Source organism: Streptomyces sp. NPDC005752, assembly GCF_040630715.1.
Taxonomy (GTDB): Bacteria; Actinomycetota; Actinomycetes; order Streptomycetales; family Streptomycetaceae; genus Streptomyces.
The window spans coordinates 1-16,562 of record NZ_JBEXYB010000005.1; the positions used below are offsets into that span (position 1 = coordinate 1).

General features: G+C 70.8%; 14 protein-coding genes. 8 read left to right on the plus strand and 6 right to left on the minus strand.

Translation table 11 applies throughout. The features are described from left to right. Positions 1-80: 80 nt before the first annotated feature. From fxsA to ABZ441_RS05810, 4 genes are all read right to left on the minus strand, one after another. Positions 81-680: an FxsA family membrane protein gene (gene fxsA / locus ABZ441_RS05795; protein WP_358968835.1), complete on the minus strand. Its 600-nt coding sequence runs from the start codon at positions 678-680 to the stop codon at positions 81-83. Positions 681-750: 70 nt separating this feature from the next. Next, positions 751-1,518 (minus strand): polyprenol monophosphomannose synthase, encoded by a 768-nt coding sequence (locus ABZ441_RS05800; protein WP_358968837.1) that lies wholly within the window; start codon positions 1,516-1,518, stop codon positions 751-753. Between the two features lie 534 nt (positions 1,519-2,052). After that, a complete protein-coding gene (locus tag ABZ441_RS05805) occupies positions 2,053-3,693 on the minus strand; it encodes an amidohydrolase (protein WP_358968838.1) in 1,641 nt (546 codons plus the stop codon). 68 nt (positions 3,694-3,761) lie between these two features. Then, positions 3,762-4,202: an Lrp/AsnC family transcriptional regulator gene (locus tag ABZ441_RS05810; protein WP_014157449.1), complete on the minus strand. Its 441-nt coding sequence runs from the start codon at positions 4,200-4,202 to the stop codon at positions 3,762-3,764. Positions 4,203-4,405: 203 nt separating this feature from the next. Here ABZ441_RS05810 and ABZ441_RS05815 point away from each other — a divergent pair, with 203 nt between their 5' ends. Continuing rightward, entirely contained in the window at positions 4,406-4,825 is a 420-nt protein-coding gene (locus ABZ441_RS05815; protein ID WP_358968840.1) for a hypothetical protein, read from the plus strand. Between the two features lie 416 nt (positions 4,826-5,241). On the opposite strand, the gene ABZ441_RS05820 is transcribed toward ABZ441_RS05815, so the two are convergent. Then, positions 5,242-6,414 carry an acyl-CoA dehydrogenase family protein gene (locus tag ABZ441_RS05820; protein WP_358968842.1) on the minus strand — a complete coding sequence of 391 codons (1,173 nt, stop codon included), beginning with the start codon at positions 6,412-6,414 and terminating at the stop codon, positions 5,242-5,244. A gap of 347 nt (positions 6,415-6,761) precedes the next feature. On the opposite strand from ABZ441_RS05820, the gene ABZ441_RS05825 reads away from it, so the two are divergent. From ABZ441_RS05825 to ABZ441_RS05855, 7 genes are all read left to right on the plus strand, one after another. Next, the gene (locus tag ABZ441_RS05825; protein ID WP_358968844.1) at positions 6,762-8,027 is read left to right on the plus strand and encodes a glycoside hydrolase family 18 protein; all 1,266 of its coding nucleotides are present in this window, start codon (positions 6,762-6,764) and stop codon (positions 8,025-8,027) included. A gap of 1,117 nt (positions 8,028-9,144) precedes the next feature. Further along, positions 9,145-10,482: a hemolysin family protein gene (locus ABZ441_RS05830; RefSeq protein WP_358968846.1), complete on the plus strand. Its 1,338-nt coding sequence runs from the start codon at positions 9,145-9,147 to the stop codon at positions 10,480-10,482. After that, complete coding sequence (locus tag ABZ441_RS05835) at positions 10,479-11,498, plus strand: hemolysin family protein (RefSeq protein ID WP_358968848.1); 1,020 nt, start codon at positions 10,479-10,481, stop codon at positions 11,496-11,498. Before ABZ441_RS05830 ends, ABZ441_RS05835 begins: the two co-directional genes overlap by 4 nt. A 518-nt stretch (positions 11,499-12,016) precedes the next feature. Continuing rightward, on the plus strand, positions 12,017-12,535 hold the full coding sequence (locus tag ABZ441_RS05840; protein WP_358968850.1) for a toxin-antitoxin system HicB family antitoxin: 519 nt from the start codon (positions 12,017-12,019) through the stop codon (positions 12,533-12,535). Positions 12,536-12,618: 83 nt separating this feature from the next. Continuing rightward, positions 12,619-13,461, plus strand: a complete 843-nt coding sequence (locus tag ABZ441_RS05845; protein ID WP_358968852.1) for a DUF4097 family beta strand repeat-containing protein — start codon at positions 12,619-12,621, stop codon at positions 13,459-13,461. An 82-nt stretch (positions 13,462-13,543) separates the two neighbouring features. After that, positions 13,544-14,566: an ATP-binding cassette domain-containing protein gene (locus tag ABZ441_RS05850; protein WP_358968854.1), complete on the plus strand. Its 1,023-nt coding sequence runs from the start codon at positions 13,544-13,546 to the stop codon at positions 14,564-14,566. Next, positions 14,563-15,354 carry an ABC transporter permease gene (locus ABZ441_RS05855; RefSeq protein WP_358968856.1) on the plus strand — a complete coding sequence of 264 codons (792 nt, stop codon included), beginning with the start codon at positions 14,563-14,565 and terminating at the stop codon, positions 15,352-15,354. Before ABZ441_RS05850 ends, ABZ441_RS05855 begins: the two co-directional genes overlap by 4 nt. A gap of 245 nt (positions 15,355-15,599) precedes the next feature. Here ABZ441_RS05855 and ABZ441_RS05860 read toward each other — a convergent pair whose 3' ends face one another. Further along, the gene (locus tag ABZ441_RS05860; RefSeq protein WP_358968858.1) at positions 15,600-16,517 is read right to left on the minus strand and encodes an endo-beta-N-acetylglucosaminidase H; all 918 of its coding nucleotides are present in this window, start codon (positions 16,515-16,517) and stop codon (positions 15,600-15,602) included. Positions 16,518-16,562 lie beyond the last annotated feature (45 nt).

Here is a 16,562-nt window from a genome sequence, read left to right on the forward strand (position 1 = left end):
CGCGCGCGGCGCGCGACCCCCGCTGGCGGCCCCCCCCCGCGGCTCTTCGTACGTGCGTCTGGGGGAAAGCCCTCAGGGAGTCAGGGGATCAGCGGCGGGCGGTCCGCGCCCGGGCCGTCGTCGGGGCGGGGGCGCGCGGGTGTGCCGTCCTCCCGGATGACCTCCCCCTGGACCACCTTGCCGTCGGGCCGGTGGATACGGGCCTGCTGGAAGGCGCCCGAGATGCCTCCCGGAGCCGCCGCCCTCATCCGGCGGTCGAGGGAGCGTTCCGCGTAGCGTCCGAGCACGGAGCGGACGGGGGGCAGCAGGAGCAGCAGTCCCGCCGCGTCGGAGATCAAGCCGGGGATCAGCAGAAGCAGGCCGCCGAGCATCAGGAGGCCGTTGCCCTTGCTGCCGCTCCGGGGCTCGGCCGGGGTGGCGGGAGCGCCGGGCTGCCCCGGCATCTGCTGGAGGGTCTCGGTGAGGTTGCGGAAGGCCCGCCGGCCCGCCCGCTTGATCACCGCGGCACCGAGCACGGCGCCGGCGACCAGGATCAGCAGCACGGTGAAGCCGTTCGCCGCGTCGGCCACGACGGTCAGCAGCCAGATCTCCAGCACCAGCCAGGCGGCGACGCCCAGCGGCAGGAGGGTGCGGGCGCGTGAGCGCCGTGGACGGGTCGGAGGCGGTGTGCCGGTCGTCATGCCCCCAGTGTGCCTGTACCGGCGTGCAGGCGGCGTAAGGGGGTGATCATGAGGCCGCGGACGGGACCGGTCAGGGACCCTTGCGTCCCAGCACCTTGTTGGCCCGGCCGGTGATGCCCCAGCCGGTGACGCGCCACAGCGCCTCGACGAGGATGTCGCGGCTCATCTTGGAGTCGCCGATCTCCCGCTCCATGAAGGTGATCGGCACCTCGACGACGTGATAGCCCGCCTCGACGGCCCGCCGGGCGAGGTCGACCTGGAAGCAGTACCCCTGCGAGGCGACCTCGTCGAGACCGAGACCGTCCAGGGTCCCGGTGCGGAAGGCCCGGTAACCGCCGGTGACGTCGCGCACCGAGAGGCCCAGCAGCATCCGGGAGTAGAGGCTGCCGCCGCGCGAGATCATCTCGCGGTGCCTGGGCCAGTTGACCACCCGGCCGCCGGGGACCCATCGCGAGCCCAGGACCAGGTCGGCGCCCTTCAGCGCGGTGAGGAGTCGGGGCAGTTCCTCGGGCTGGTGCGAGCCGTCCGCGTCCATCTCGACCAGGACGCCGTAACCGTGCTCGGAGCCCCAGCGGAACCCGGCCAGATAGGCGGCGCCGAGCCCTTCCTTGCCCTTGCGGTGAAGGACGTGCACCTGGCTGTCGACGGCCGCGAGCTCGTCGGCGACCTTGCCGGTGCCGTCGGGGCTGTTGTCGTCGGCGACGAGGATGTCCGCTTCCGGAACGGCGGCGCGCACCCGGGCGACGATCAGCTTGACGTTCTCGGCCTCGTTGTAGGTCGGAATGATCACCAAGACTGTGCCGAGCGGGCCGAACTGCCTCTGACCGCCGTCGTTCACTACTGCCCCTTAAAGTCCGTACGCAGGTGCACACCATATCCAGCGGGCCGCACCCTGACTCCGCCGTGGTCACGGGGCGGCGTGTACCGCGGGGACAGAAGCGTGGAACTGCGGACAGAAGGAAGCACTGCGGGATGGGGGCCCGGCGTCCTTCGGGCCGACCTGGGATCCGCTGGCTGCGGGTCGACCGAGAGCCGTTGTCTACTGAACCTCCGGGCCCCACCCGGGTCACACCTGCCGTCCGGACGAAACCCTCCCTCGCCACCGAGGCGCCGGCGCTGAACCTGGCTGTCAGTGGTGGTGCACCGGTGCGGCACACCGCCCCATGACCCAGCGGCGTTCGACGACTGCGTGGAGGTTTGACCGGTCGGACGTCCAGTGGTGGACCCGGCCGAACCTACCGGCCCGCGGGCGCTTTCTGTCAATAGCCGTCCTACCTGCCGTTTCTCCCGAAAGCGCCTGGTCAGTGCGGAGGACTCGCAGGTCGCGGAAGAACCCTCGCGACTTCGATCGGCGGTACGAAATCTACCGACGTCACTCGTTCGGCCGTACGTAGACAGTTTGTCCGAAGACCACCGTGCGCAGACAGACCGGAAGTTCCGCGCCCGGAGAGAGATCGGGCAGGCCAGGGGTACCGGAGCGCGGATCGGTGGACCAGCGCGCCACCCGGTCGTCGGGGGTCTGGACCAGCAGTTCGCCACTACGCCAGACTGCGTAGTCGGCCGGCGCTCCCGGTACCAGAACGCCTCCGTCGTCCCGCCCCACGGCCCGCCAGCCGCCCCGCGTGTGGGCGGCGAAACCGGCCCGTACGGAGACACGGTGCTCAGGTGTGCGGTGATGGGCCGCGGCCCGCACGGTCCCCCAGGGGTCGAGCGGGGTGACCGGACTGTCCGAGCCGAAGGCGAGGGGCACCCCGGCGCGCAGCAGGGACGCGTACGGATTGAGGGTCGCCGCGCGCTCCGCGCCCAGACGACGGGCGTACATGCCGTCGTGCCCGCCCCAGGCCGCGTCGAAGGCCGGCTGGACGGATGCGGTGAGGCCGAGTTCGGCGAAGGCGGCGACGGTCTCGGGCGTGAGCATCTCGGCGTGTTCCACCCGGTGCCTGGCGGCCCGGACGCGGGCGAGTCCGAGGGACTCGGCGGCGGTCCGGACGCCCGCCACCACGGCGGAGACCGCCGCGTCGCCGATGGCGTGGAAACCGGCCTGGAGTCCCGCCTCGGTGCACGCCGTCACATGTGCGGCGATCCGCGCGGCGTCGAGCCGCGCGCTGCCGGTGTGCGGGGCGTCCGCGTACGGCTCGTGCAGGAGGGCGGTGTGCGAGCCCAGGGAGCCGTCGACGAAGAGGTCACCGGCCGCACCGAGGGCACCGAGCTCCCGGATCCGACGGGTCCCCTTCGCGTCCTCGACGGGCTCGGCCCAGTAACCGAAGACCCGGGGGCCGGGGTGCTCGGAGGCGAGCTCCAGAAGCCCGGTGAAGTCCTCCTCGTCCGAGATCTCGGGGCCCGCGCACTCGTGCACGGTCCCGATGCCGAGCGAGGCGGCGTGCGCCAGGGCGGCGCGCTGGGCCGCTGCCCGCTGCCGCGGCGTCACGGCACCGTGGGCCGCCGCGCGCACCGCGTGGTGGGCGTCGCCGGTCAGGGGGGCGTCGGGGTGGTAGCCGGACAGCTCGGTCACGCCCGGGACGAGGTCGAGCAGCGCGGTGGTCACGACGGCGGAGTGGACGTCCACACGCGGCAGGTAGACGGCCCTGCCGACTGCGGCGTCGTCGAGCTCCCGGCGCGTGGGAGGCCGCTGCTCGGGCCAGCGAGCCGCGTCCCATCCGTGCCCGAGGATCACCCCGCCCTCCGCATGACCGTCGGCGAACGCGCGTACGAGTCCGAGGGCCTCTGTGAGCGTGCGCGCACCGGAGAGGTCCAGCCCCGTGAGGGCGAGTCCGGTCGATGTGGTGTGGACGTGCGAGTCGGTGAACGCGGGGGTGACCAGCGCCCCTTCCAGGTCGATCACCTCGTCGACACCGCTCGCGAAGGCGTCGGCCGCCCCCTCCGAGCCCACCCAGGCGACATGGCCGCGTTCGACCACCATCGCTGTGGCGAACGGATCGGCGGGGCTGTGGACTTCTCCACCGCGCAGCAGCACGGTGCGGTGTTCGCTCTGGCGGGCGGTGCTCTCGGTCATGGGACCAGTCTCGCGCCTGCCCGGACCGGCCCCTCCCCCGGCCCCACCCCAGCGCCGGGCGGAAGACCTCAGACGCGCGGCGGCCGTGCCTCGTAGGGCGTGGAGAGAACGACGGTGGTCCGGGTGGACACGCCGGCCAGCGTGCGGATCCGGGTGAGCAGGTGCTCGAGCTCCAGCGGGCTGGAGACCCGCACCTTGAGGATGTAGTTCTCGTCACCCGCGACGCTGTGGCAGGCCTCCAGCTCCGGCACGCCGGCGAGCCGTTCGGCGATGTCGTCGGGCGCGCTCGGGTCGAAGGGTTTCACCGAGATGAACGCGGTGAGGGGCAGGCCCACGGCCTCGGGGTCGACGACCGCGGCGTAGCCCCGGATCACCCCGCGCTGCTCCAGCCGGCGGACACGCTGATGAACGGCCGAGGTGGACAGGCCGGTGGCCTTGCCCAGGTCGGTGTAGCTCATCCGCCCGTCCTTGACGAGCAACTCCACAATCTGACGGTCCAGCTCCTCCATGCGGATCAACCTATGCCCCGGTTCCCTCCAGGCACAGCCGCGGGAGCTCCGGAAGGGCACGATCAGGTGGCATGTGACGAATGCCACAGATTTACGGGTGGGTAGCTGACGGCCTCGCGGTTACGGCCGACTTCCGACGGGAAGTGCTTGCTGTGGCCGAGGCCGTGGCGCCTGGCCGGCCCACCCGAGGGGGGAAAGAACCCATGCAGAGCTTGAAGCTCACAGGACGTACCGAACCGGAACCCGACGCGGACCCCGCGTACTCCGCTCCGGACGAGGACACCGTCCTCGACGCGTACGACACGTTCGAGATGTACCGGGTGATCTGCCCGGACTGCGCACAGCCGATCGCCCTGCTGGCGGACGAGGACGTGCTTCCCGAGCACGCGCTGTGCCCCTCGCCGTGGAATCCGTTCGTCCTCACCGTCTGCCCCGGCACGAACCGCGACGCCTCGCGGGCCCGCCCCGCCGACGAGTCGCTGGAGGTCCAGGAGCAGGAAACGGCACTGCTGCTGACGCTGCCTCAGGGACTCGACTGGCGGATGCAGCCCTTCTCGCACGCCGGCGGCCCGGGTTCACGCCCGCTTCGGTACGCCTCGCAGACGCGGCGTACCGCCGCCTGACGCCGGCGCGCCCCGAGGGCGCGTACCTGCGCGCACCACGACGGCCGGGCCGGCGTGGTGCGGTCGGTCCACCGGACGGCCGGTGGCCGCGGCACCCGAGGAACGGGCGCGCGAATCGGCCGGACAGTGACCCCGGACCCCATGACGGCGTTGGTTCCGTATGACCACGCTCCATTCAGCGGCCGGCCCCGCCCGCCGCCGGCTCGCCGCACCGACGCCCGGAGAATCGGTTTCCCTGCCCGGACCGTCGTCCCGGGAGTCCGCACGGCAGTCCGTGCCGCACAGCACCGACCCGCCCATCTACCGGGCCATGCTGCGCCTTTGGGAGAGCGCGGGACGGACCCTGCCGGGCCGTCACGACCAGGAGTGGAACCGGATCATGACGACACCGGTCTGGTCCGACCGGCCGGTCCGGATCAGCGCGTCTCGGGACCCGCGAGGTGACGGGCGATGACCATGCGCTGGATCTGATTGGTGCCCTCGACGATCTGGAGCACCTTGGCCTCGCGCATCAGCCGCTCGACCGGGAAGTCGAGGGTGTAGCCGTATCCTCCGAGCACCTGGACCGCGTCGGTGGTCACCCGCATGGCCGCGTCGGTGCAGAAGAGCTTCGCCATCGCCGCCTGCCTCGAGAAGGGCCGGCCCGCGTCGCGGAGCCGAGCAGCCTCCAGGTAGAGCGCCCGGCCGGCCTCGATCTGGGTCGCCATGTCGGCGAGCATGAAGCGCAGCCCCTGGAAGTCCGCGACGGGCCGGCCGAACTGGCGCCGGTCGGTGGCGTATCGGACCGCCTCGTCCAGGGCGGCCTGCGCGACGCCGACGGCGCAGGCGGCGATCCCCAGCCGCCCCGAGTCGAGAGCGGACAGTGCGATGGCGAAGCCCTGGCCTTCGTCCCCGATACGGCGGTCGCCGGAGATCCGTACGCCGTCGAAGTGCAGCTGGGCGGTGGGTGAGCCCTTCATGCCCATCTTCTTCTCGGGCAGCGCCGCGTGGAGACCCTCGGCGTCTCCGGGGACGAGGAAGGCGGTGATCCCACGGGGGCCGTCCTCCCCGGTGCGGGCCAGGACCGTGCAGAAGTCGGCGATGCCGCCGTGAGTGATCCACGCCTTGGTCCCGGTGAGCACCCAGTCCTCGCCGTCCTTGACGGCCTTCGTGCGGAGCGAGGCCGCGTCGGAGCCCGAGGACGGCTCGGAGAGGCAGTACGCACCGAGCAGGCCGCCCGAGAGCATCGCGGGGAGGTGTGCGGCCCGCTGGGCCTCGGTGCCGTACCCGGCGAGGGCGTGGCAGGCGAGCGAGTGGACGCTGACGCCGAGGCCGACGGTGAGGCGGGCGGCCGCCAGCTCTTCGAGGACCTGGAGGTAGACCTCGTACGGCTGGTCGCCGCCGCCGTAGGCGGAGCCGTACGGCAGTCCGAGCAGGCCGGCTTCGGAGAGCAGCGAGAAGACCTGGCGCGGGAAGAGACCCGCTTCCTCCTCCTCCGCGGCCCGGGGGGCGATTTCCTTCGACACGATGTCGCGTACGAGCTCGACGAGCTGCCGGGACTCCTCGGTGGGCAGACGGCGTTCCACCGGCTGCGTGGCACGGTCGGACATGACGGCGCTCTCCTCCCTGTCGGGCGTGACGACGGACGCGCGCGGGGTGTGCGGCACCGCCGGGTGGTCCCGGGCGGTGCCCGGAAATCTACGGCTCCCCAGCCGATCCTGCCTTCCCGGATCACGGGAGGCGCTGGCCAGCGGCTGTGGCGCGTTGAGTATGCCCGATCGGAGCCCGTGCGTCACCGGGCAGCCGGGGCCCCGGTCGGCGAAATTGGTCCGAACCATTGACCCAACTGGTCTAGTCCTTCTACGGTCTCCCCCAACGCCTCATCGCGTCCATGCCAATTCGGATGGCCGAGGGCACACACCCCCCACACCCAAGCCCTCCCCCACGAGGAGCAACAATGACCGGACTTCACCGTCCTCGCGCCCGTCTCAGGGCGCTCGTCGCCACCGCCTGTACCGCCGCGCTCGGAGCCGCTCTCCTCGGCATCGCCGGTACGTCCTCGGCGGGCGCGGCCTCCGCCGCCCCCGAGGCCGTCGCACCGGCGGCCGCCCCCACCGCGGCCGGCGACAAGGTGGTCGGATACTTCACCAACTGGGGTGTCTACGACCGCAATTACCACGTCAAGAACATCGAGACGTCGGGTTCGGCCGACAAACTGACGCACATCAACTACGCCTTCGGTAACGTCCAGGGCGGCAAGTGCACCATCGGGGACAGCTACGCCGACCACGAGAAGGCGTACACGGCCGACCAGTCGGTGGACGGCGTCGCGGACACCTGGGACCAGGAACTGCGCGGCAACTTCAACCAGTTGCGCAAGCTGAAGAAGCTGCACCCGGACCTGAAGGTTCTCTGGTCCTTCGGCGGCTGGAGCTGGTCCGGCGGCTTCGCCGAGGCGGCGCAGAACCCCGCCGCCTTCGCCGAGTCCTGCTACGGCCTGGTCGAGGACCCGCGCTGGGCGGACGTCTTCGACGGCATCGACATCGACTGGGAGTACCCGAACGCCTGCGGCCTGACCTGCGACACCAGCGGCCGCGACGCCTACGGCGGCCTCCTGTCGGCCCTGCGGTCGAAGTTCGGCACGGACAACCTGATCACTTCGGCTATCACGGCGGACGGGTCCGACGGCGGCAAGATCGACGCGGCGGACTACGCGGGGGCGGCGCAGTACCTGGACTGGTACAACCCGATGACCTACGACTTCTTCGGCGCGTTCGCGGCACAGGGACCGACGGCTCCGCACTCACCTCTGACCTCCTACCCGGGCATCCCGACGGAGGGGTTCAACAGCGACGCGGCGATCTCCAAGCTCAAGGGCCTGGGTATCCCTTCGGAGAAGCTCCTGCTGGGCATCGGCTTCTACGGGCGCGGCTGGACCGGCGTCACCCAGGCGGAGCCGGGTGGCACTGCGACCGGGGCGGCCCCGGGGACGTACGAGGCGGGCATCGAGGACTACAAGGTCCTCAAGAGCAGCTGCCCGGCCACCGGCACGGTCGCCGGCACCGCGTACGCCCACTGCGGCACCAACTGGTGGAGCTACGACACCCCGGCCACCATCGCCACGAAGATGGACTACAAGAACGAGCAGGGCCTGGGCGGCACCTTCTTCTGGGAGCTCAGCGGCGACACCGCGAACGGTGAGCTCATCAAGGCCATCAACTAGCTCCGGCGGGGTACACGCACCGCAGGGCGGGTCAGGGGTGGGGTGCCGGGCGGGCACCCCACCTCACCCGTCCACGAGAGTGACGGCAGGTCAGACCCCTCCTCGCATCGCACTCGGTCGTCGTGACCCGGCCCGCCGTGGCCGGTGTCGCCGACCTCGTCCGGCTCTACACCCCACCTTCGGCGACGGGCCTACCCGCGACGCGACCGGAGTGCCGCCGGATACGGCCGGAGCGGTGCAGATCCCGTTCACAGCCGCCCGACGGCTGAGGCTCGATCCCCTCCCCTCCCCCACGTCACACGGGCGCCACCGGGCGTGAGCTCCCCCGCGCTGTCCGGCCGATGCGACGCCGGACGGGTGGATGGCCCCCGGCGACGGACCGACGCCGACGAGCGGCCGTAGCGGGTCCCCCGGACGCATGACGGATCACCCGCGCCCCTGTCGCCCGGAACGGCGGCCCGAGAAGGCGGCCGAGTGGCCACAAGCGTGGCTCGACAGGATTCCGCCGGACCACGCATCCCGCGGATCGAGGGCCGGGCCATCGGCACCGGACCGGCACTACGCCCGCGCGCCGCGCGCCCTGATCGCCGGCGGCGAGGCCTGACCGCCCCTCCTTGTCCCGCACGAACTCCCGCACGAACTGCCGCCCGACGTCGTCGCGGCCGGATGCAGGGGAGCGGGCCCCGGTCCACGCGGGCAAGGACCCGACGCGAGGGTGCCGACCGGGGACGCCGAACCGGCCCCTGCCGGAGCAGGCCGCCCGGCGGGGGCCAGGCAACTTCTACAAGCGAGTAGAAGCATAGAGTTGTCCCGGCGGGCCGGGGTGCGCTCCGAAAAACCCGCACGTACAGGTCGGAATCAAGCTCCTGAGCCGATCCCAGGGCCCCCTGACGGCGATCACCTCCTGAACGCCTGCCGGTGCCGGGCGGGCGCCATGTCTGTGCCGGACGGTGCGCCCGGTGGCCGGGAACGCGATTCCGGTCAGAATCGTTTTGCGTATGCACACCTAGTTGAGGAGCTCTCGCTTGTCCGCCAGATCGACGGACCCTTACGAACACAGTCCCCGGCCATCCCGCCCAGCGCTTACTGAGCACGGCACCCGGCGGGGTGGTGTCGGATGAGTGCCGCACAGGCCTGGCTCGGCGTGCTGTCCGTTTTCGTGCTGACCGCGGGAACGGGCTACTTCGTCGCCCAGGAGTTCGCCTACGTCTCCGCCGACCGGCTCGCGCTCGCCCGTCAGGCCGAGGCCGGTGACAGGAAGGCCGCCCGCGCACTGACGGTGCTGGGGCGGTTGTCGTTCATGCTCTCGGGCGCCCAGCTCGGCATCACGGTGACCGGTCTGGTCGTCGGCTTCATCGCCGAGCCGTCCGTCTCGGCCCTCCTGCGGCCGGTCCTGTCCGGCCTCGGCATTCCCGACGGCGCCGTGACCGGCATCTCCGTCGTACTCGCCTTCGTGCTCGCCACCGCGGTGCAGATGGTACTGGGCGAACTCGCCCCGAAGAACCTGGCCATCGCCGTCCCGGAGCGGCTGGCCAAGGCGCTGTCCGGCTCCACACTGGCGTACCTCAAGATCGTCGGACCCGTGGTGCGGATCTTCGACGGGGCGGCCAACAAGTTGCTTCGCAAGGTCGGTATCGAGCCGGTCGAGGAGCTGCACCACGGTGCCACCCTGGAGGAACTCGGCCATCTGATCGGCGAGTCCCACGAGCAGGGGCAGTTGCCGCGCGGTACGGCCGAACTGCTCGACCACGCTCTGGAGTTCTCCGAGCGGACGCTGCACACGGTGATGGTGCCGCGTGCCGACGCGGTCTTCGTCCGCAAGGACGCCACGGCCGCCGAGGCGATCGGTCTCATCGGCAAGCACGGCCACTCCAACTACCCGGTGCTCGGCGACCACCCCGACGACGTCGCGGGTGTGCTGGGTGTGCGGGAGCTCATGGGGCTGCCCGTGAGGCGGCTCACCGGCGCCACCGCCGGCGCCGTGGCACGCGGGGCGCTCCTGCTGCCGGACACGCTGCCCCTGCCGGGTGCCGTCGAGCGCATGCGGGAGCGGGACGACGAGTTCGCCGTGGTCCTGGACGAACACGGCGGTGTGGCGGGTGTCGTCACCTACGAGGACATCGCCGAGGAGCTGGTGGGTGACATCGCCGACGAGTCGGACACGGTCACCGCGGTGGCCGTCGCGGACGGCGACGGCTGGATCGTGGACGCCGGGCGCCGCCTGGACGAGGTGGCCGAGACCACCGGCATCGAACTGCCCGCCGAGGAGGACTACGACACCGTGGCCGGCCTGATCATCGACCGGCTCGGACGCTTCCCGGCCATCGGCGACCGTCTCACGGTGCCGCTGCCGCACGGCGCTGCAGCGGTGATCGACGTACGCGCCCTGGACCGGCACGTGCCGGAACGCATCCGTATCGAGCGTCTGGCCGACGAGCCGGAGGAGCAGGCATGAGTTTCCCGATGGCGCTCTTCGTCACCGTGCTGCTGCTGGTGGGCAGCGGTTTCTTCGTAGCGGCCGAGTTCGCGCTGGTGGCCGCCAAGCGGCACCGCATGGAAAGGGCCGTGGCCGAGGGACAGCGCGGCGCCAAGGCGGCGTTGGCCGGTATGCGTGAGCTGTCGCTGATGCTGGCCGGCGCCCAGCTCGGCATCACGGTGTGCACGCTGGGCCTGGGGTCGGTGTCGAAGCCGGCGATCTCCCACGAGTTGGACCCGCTGCTGCACGAGCTGGGGCTTCCCAGCGCGCTCAGTTACGGTGTCGCGTTCGCCGTGGCGATGATCGTGGTGGTGTTCCTGCACATGGTGCTCGGCGAGATGGCCCCCAAGTCCTGGGCCATCGCCCACCCCGAGCGCTCCGCGATGCTGCTCTCCCCACCCTTCCGGAGCGTCGTGAAGACCGTGCGCCCCCTGATCTGGGTCCTCAACAGGATGAGCAACGGCCTGGTGCGGCTGTGCCGGGTCGCCCCGCGCGACGAGCTGACCTCCGTCCACAACCGCGAGCAGCTCACGCACCTGGTGGAGGAGTCGGAGCGTCTCGGCCTGATCAGCGAGACCGACTCCGAACTGCTGACGCGCTCGCTGACCGAGCCGGAGACGCCGGTGCGCGATCTGCAGATCCCGGCCGCCGACATCTCCGCCGTCGACGGCGAGGCGGACGCGGAACAGATCCTGCGCCTGGCCGCAGACACCGACCGCACCCGGCTGCTGGTCCGCCGCCAGGGGACCGTCCTAGGGTCGGTGCACGCCCGTGACGTCCTCGTCGCGCGTGCCCAGGGAAGGGACACCGTCGCGCGTGAGCTGGCCCGTCCCGTGCCGGAACTGACGGAGGACGCCACGGTCGCCGAGGCGATCGAACTCCTGCGCAGGCGCCGGGCCTCGCTCGCCGTCGTCCGGGACGCATCAGGCACACTCACCGGCATGGTCAGCCTCGACGACCTGCTGGCCCGCTTCCTTCAGCCGCAGAAGGCGTAACCGGGGCGGATGTGCGAGCGTCCCGGCACGGTGCCGGGGCGCTCGCACACGCGGTACCGGCGCGATGCCGTCCAGAGCCGTGGCATGCCCGGGGCGACACCTCACCGGCCCGCTCAGCCGACCGCATCCGGCTCCGGGAGACAGCCGCCGGGTCGGCATGGCTGGACGGACCCCTCGGGGCGCGGGCTCCGATCCGGGCGCCGCTCACGGGGCTCCCCCACAGCCCCGGGGTCCAAGACCGGCGACCGGACCACCGCGTGCCGACCGCCGGCGGCGGGAGCGGCCGGCAACGGCCGGCAACGGCCGACGGTGGCATCACACGACACCGCGTGGCACCACTCTGGCGCCACCCACGGCCACCTCATACTTCTACGAACGTCCGCACCGGCGCGGCACCTCCAATTCTTGAACATGCAACACCGGATTCACGCAGGTCAAAGCGACAACGTCAGCAATCGGACACCAAAACGCCGGACCGCCGCTTGCGCATGGCGCCACAGTGATGCCACTATGGCGCCATGGACCTCACGCCGTATGTCGACACCTTGCGCCGCGAACTCGCGGTGGCCGCCGAAGCGGGCGGCGAAGAAGCCCGCGCCCTCGCAGACAGGCTCACCGCCCCCCTGGAGTCGGCGACCCGGCTGACCATGCTCAATGTGCTCTCCGCCGCGACGGACGAGATCACCCGTGAACTCGCCCCCGGGTCGGTCGACGTACGGCTGCGCGGGCTCGACCCCGACTTCGTGGTGACCCTGCCGGCCACCGGTGGAGGCGCACCCCCGGAAGCGGCAGCACCACGCGAACCGCTCACGAACCCGGCCCCGGCCGACGGCGACGAGGGGGGCACCGCCCGCGTCAACCTGCGCCTGCCCGCCCATCTCAAGGCCCGGGCCGAGGAAGCCGCCACCCGCGAGGGCCTGTCGGTCAACGCCTGGCTGGTGCGGGCCGTTTCGGCAGCGGTCGACGGCGGGACGCGACCGCGTACGACGGAGAAGGCGCAGACCGTCGGACAGAGCTTCACGGGCTGGGTGCGCTAGCCGAAACCTTCGCCCGCGCCACTTCACCCACACCACACCCCACCAGCGGGGACGACCTGAAGACCCAAGAGGACGGGACAGCCATGCCTTCTTTCGACACTCCCGAAGCGATCTCGGTCACGGCACACGTGGAGGCCGGTTCCATCCAGTTCACCGCGGGCGACCGCCTCGACACCGTGGTCGAGGTGCGACCCCGCGACCCGAAGAAGGAACTGGACGTGCGGACCGCCGACCAGACCGAGGCCACGTACGCGAACGGCGCTCTGACCGTCCGGACACCCAAGTCCAGTCTGTTCGGCCGGACCGGCACCGTCGACGTGACGGTCGAACTGCCCGCGGGTTCACGCATCGACATGACAGGTGCCTGGGCCCAGGTACTCAGCGAGGGCCGGCTCGGCGAGGTCCGGGCAAAGGTGTCGTCCGGTGACGTCCGCCTCGACACCACCGGGCCACTGCACCTGAAGGCGTCCCACGGATCGATCACCGTGGACCGGGTCGAGGGCATGGCCGAGATCACCACCAGCTCCGGCAGCCTGCGCGTCGGACTCGTCGACGGTCCCGCAGTCCTGAAGAACTCGCACGGCACCACGACTGTCGGCGCCGCGACCGGAGAGCTGCGGGTGAGCGGCGCCAACGGCGACATCGAGATCCGGCGAGCCGAAGGCTCGGTGACCGCCACCACCGCCCACGGCACCCTGCGGGTGGACGGAGTGGCACGCGGCACCGTCCAGTTGGAGACCGCGTACGGCGCCATCGACGTCAGCGTCCGTGAAGGCACGGCCGCCTGGCTCGACGTCCACGCGGGCTCCGGACAGGTGCGCAACTCGCTCACCTCGTCCGAGGCGCCGGAACCGTCCGAGGACACCATCAAGATCCGCGCCCGCACCCGGCACGGCAACATCGACATCCGGCGCGCCAAGGCCTGACCCCGACGGATCCGGCCCCTACTCCACCCCCCGTCAATCCACCCAAGACTTCTACCGGGAGGGCCACATGCCTTCTTCTGTCATGCCCACATCCAGTCAAGATGGAGCTCCACAGTCCCCCGCCGCCGTCTGCGCCGTAGGTCTGCGCAAGTCCTACGGCGACAGGACCGTCCTCGACGGCATCGATCTGTACATCCCTGCCGGGTCCGTGTTCGCACTGCTGGGTCCGAACGGCGCCGGGAAGACCACCGCGGTGAAGATCCTCTCCACGCTCGTCCCGGCCGACGGCGGGCAGGCCCACGTCGGTGGCCACGACATCGCCACCGCCCCACAGTCCGTGCGCGCCACGATCGGTGTCACCGGGCAGTTCTCCGCCGTGGACGGCCTGATCACCGGCGAGGAGAACATGCTCCTCATGGCGGACCTGCACCACCTGCCCAGGAACGAGGGCCGCCGCATCACCACCCGGCTCCTGGAACGCTTCGACCTGGTGGACGCCGCGAAGAAACCCGCCCAGAGCTACTCCGGCGGCATGAAACGCCGCCTCGACATCGCCATGACCCTCGTCGGCAGCCCGCGCATCATCTTCCTCGACGAACCCACCACCGGCCTCGACCCCCGCTCCCGCCACACCATGTGGGGAATCATCCGCGAACTCGTCACCGACGGCGTCACCGTCTTCCTCACCACCCAGTACCTCGAAGAAGCCGACGAACTCGCCGACCGCATCGCCGTCCTCAACAACGGCAGGATCGCCGCCGAAGGAAGCGCCGACGAACTCAAACGACTCATCCCCGGCGGCCACGTCCGCCTCCGCTTCACCGACCCCGCCACCTACCACGCCGCCGCATCCGCACTCCGCGAAGTCACCAGGAACGACGACGCACTCTCCCTCCACATCCCCAGCGACGGAAGCCAACGCGAACTGCGCTCCCTCCTCGACCGACTCGACTCCGCCGGCATCGAAGCCGACGAACTCACCGTCCACACACCCGACCTCGACGACGTCTTCTTCGCCCTGACCGGCGACACCGAACTCCCCCACCAGACCCACCAGAGCAACCCGAGCAACCGGACCGACCAGACCAAGGAGGACGTCCGATGAGCTCCCTCTCCCTCGCCGTACGCGACTCGACCACCATGCTGCGCCGCAACCTCCTGCACGCCCGGCGCTACCCGTCCATGACCCTCAACCTGCTGCTCACCCCCGTCATGCTCCTCCTGCTCTTCGTCTACGTCTTCGGCGAGGTGATGAGCGCGGGCATCGGGGACGGCGGGGCCGACCGGTCCGACTACATCGCGTATCTCATCCCGGGCATCCTGCTGATGACCGTCGGCGGCACCACGATCGGCACCGCGGTGTCCGTCTCCATGGACATGACCGAGGGCATCGTCGCCCGCTTCCGCACGATGGCCGTCAGCCGCGGTTCGGTCCTCATCGGGCACGTCGTCGGCAGCGTGCTGCAGTGCGTGGCGAGCGTGGTCCTCGTCGGGGCCGTGGGGGTGGCCATCGGGTTCCGTTCCACGGACGCCACAGCGCTGGAGTGGTTGGCGGCGCTCGGGCTGCTCGTACTGTTCTCCCTGGCGCTCACCTGGATCGCGGTCGGTATGGGGCTGTCCGGTCCGAACCCCGAGGCCGCCAGCAACAACGCCGTACCGCTCATCTTCCTGCCGCTCATCTCCAGCGCTTTCGTCCCGGTCGACGCGATGCCGGGATGGTTCCAGCCGGTCGCCGAGTACCAGCCGTTCACCCCGGCCATCGAGACCCTCCGGGGACTGCTGCTGGGCAGCGAGATCGGCCACAACGGCTGGCTTGCCGTCGCCTGGTGCCTGGGGCTCGTCGTCCTCGGTTACTTCTGGTCCCGGTCGCTGTTCGGCCGCGACCCCCGGTAGGGGAAGGACGGGTCAGCATTCCGTTCCGTTCCAGGGCGGCGGACTCCGACACCCGTCGGAGTGCGCCGCCCTGTCGTGGCTCGCGATCGGCGTCAACTCGGTTCAGGAGCTGAGCTTCCTCAGTTCCGCGGCGAGTAGTGACGCGGCCGGAAGCCCTGGAGAGGTCAACACCTAGCCATCGTGGCAGGTCACAAGGGCACCCGGTCTCTGCGGAGACATGTGAACGGTGGAGGCGTGCGGTCGCTTCAGGGCGTGTAGACGGCGTCGCTGCCGTACAGCTGCCTGGTGAACGCGGAGACATCGGCACTGCGATCGGCGCCGTCGAGGTTGTACGTCAGATAGACGCCGTAGCCCTCGCCGACGGTGCGGCGCGCGAGGTCAGTGACCGTGCTCTGCGAGGTCCGGCCGATCTCGACGGCCGCCGGGGACAGCTTCGACTTGGGCAGCGCCATGCCGGGGACCTGCCAGGTGCCGTAGTACGGGTTCCAGGCGTAGTCGAAGGCGGAGGAGACGTCCACACCGCCGTGGGACAGGCGCGACGCGGCCGGCCCGATGTTGTACAGGCTGATGATCTTGTCCGGCATGTCCGCGCGCAGTGCCGTCACCAGGTTCACGAACGAGCTGTCGTTGGGCTGGCCGGTGCCGTTGTTGCCGTAATCGGCGTATTCGTCGTCGAAGTCGATGCCGTCGAGGCCGTAGGTGGCCACGGTGTCCGACAGTTGTTGGGCGAACGCCGAAGCCGCTTGCTGGTCGGGGAAGTTGGCGAATCCCGCGCCCTGGTGGTTGCCGAGCACCGAGAGGACGACCTTGATGCCCTTCTGCTGCAACGGCCGTATCTGCGTGGCGGCGTTGTCGAGGACGTGCTGCACGTTCTCGTTGAAGGACAGGTACGCCGCCTTCGCGCCCGTGTCGTAGTTGATGTTCGCTGCGAAGATCACGGCGACGTCGAAGACGTTGCCTCCACCGCCGGCGAGGGTGTACTTGCCCACGTTGAGCATGCTGTTGTTGTTCACCTCGACGTAGGCCACCGAGGTCGGCCCCTGTTTCGCGGGAGCGGGGGCCGCTGCCGCGCCGGTCGTGGCGGTCGTACCGGAGGCGAGGACCGCGACGGCCGAGAGTGCGAGCGCGGCCGCCCGCAATCTGCTCCGTACCGGAGTGGACATTGCCGATCGGCCTCCCGTCGCATGGCCGGCGCCCGACCTGTCCGG

Bases quoted from the DNA above. Each gene is read 5' to 3' on its own strand.
- fxsA (WP_358968835.1), bottom strand. From the start codon at position 680: ATGACGACCGGCACACCGCCTCCGACCCGTCCACGGCGCTCACGCGCC.
- ABZ441_RS05805 (WP_358968838.1), bottom strand. From the start codon at position 3,693: ATGACCGAGAGCACCGCCCGCCAGAGCGAACACCGCACCGTGCTGCTG.
- ABZ441_RS05810 (WP_014157449.1), bottom strand. From the start codon at position 4,202: ATGGAGGAGCTGGACCGTCAGATTGTGGAGTTGCTCGTCAAGGACGGG.
- ABZ441_RS05815 (WP_358968840.1), top strand. From the start codon at position 4,406: ATGCAGAGCTTGAAGCTCACAGGACGTACCGAACCGGAACCCGACGCG.
- ABZ441_RS05820 (WP_358968842.1), bottom strand. From the start codon at position 6,414: ATGTCCGACCGTGCCACGCAGCCGGTGGAACGCCGTCTGCCCACCGAG.
- ABZ441_RS05825 (WP_358968844.1), top strand. From the start codon at position 6,762: ATGACCGGACTTCACCGTCCTCGCGCCCGTCTCAGGGCGCTCGTCGCC.
- ABZ441_RS05830 (WP_358968846.1), top strand. From the start codon at position 9,145: ATGAGTGCCGCACAGGCCTGGCTCGGCGTGCTGTCCGTTTTCGTGCTG.
- ABZ441_RS05835 (WP_358968848.1), top strand. From the start codon at position 10,479: ATGAGTTTCCCGATGGCGCTCTTCGTCACCGTGCTGCTGCTGGTGGGC.
- ABZ441_RS05840 (WP_358968850.1), top strand. From the start codon at position 12,017: ATGGACCTCACGCCGTATGTCGACACCTTGCGCCGCGAACTCGCGGTG.
- ABZ441_RS05845 (WP_358968852.1), top strand. From the start codon at position 12,619: ATGCCTTCTTTCGACACTCCCGAAGCGATCTCGGTCACGGCACACGTG.
- ABZ441_RS05850 (WP_358968854.1), top strand. From the start codon at position 13,544: ATGCCCACATCCAGTCAAGATGGAGCTCCACAGTCCCCCGCCGCCGTC.
- ABZ441_RS05855 (WP_358968856.1), top strand. From the start codon at position 14,563: ATGAGCTCCCTCTCCCTCGCCGTACGCGACTCGACCACCATGCTGCGC.
- ABZ441_RS05860 (WP_358968858.1), bottom strand. From the start codon at position 16,517: ATGTCCACTCCGGTACGGAGCAGATTGCGGGCGGCCGCGCTCGCACTC.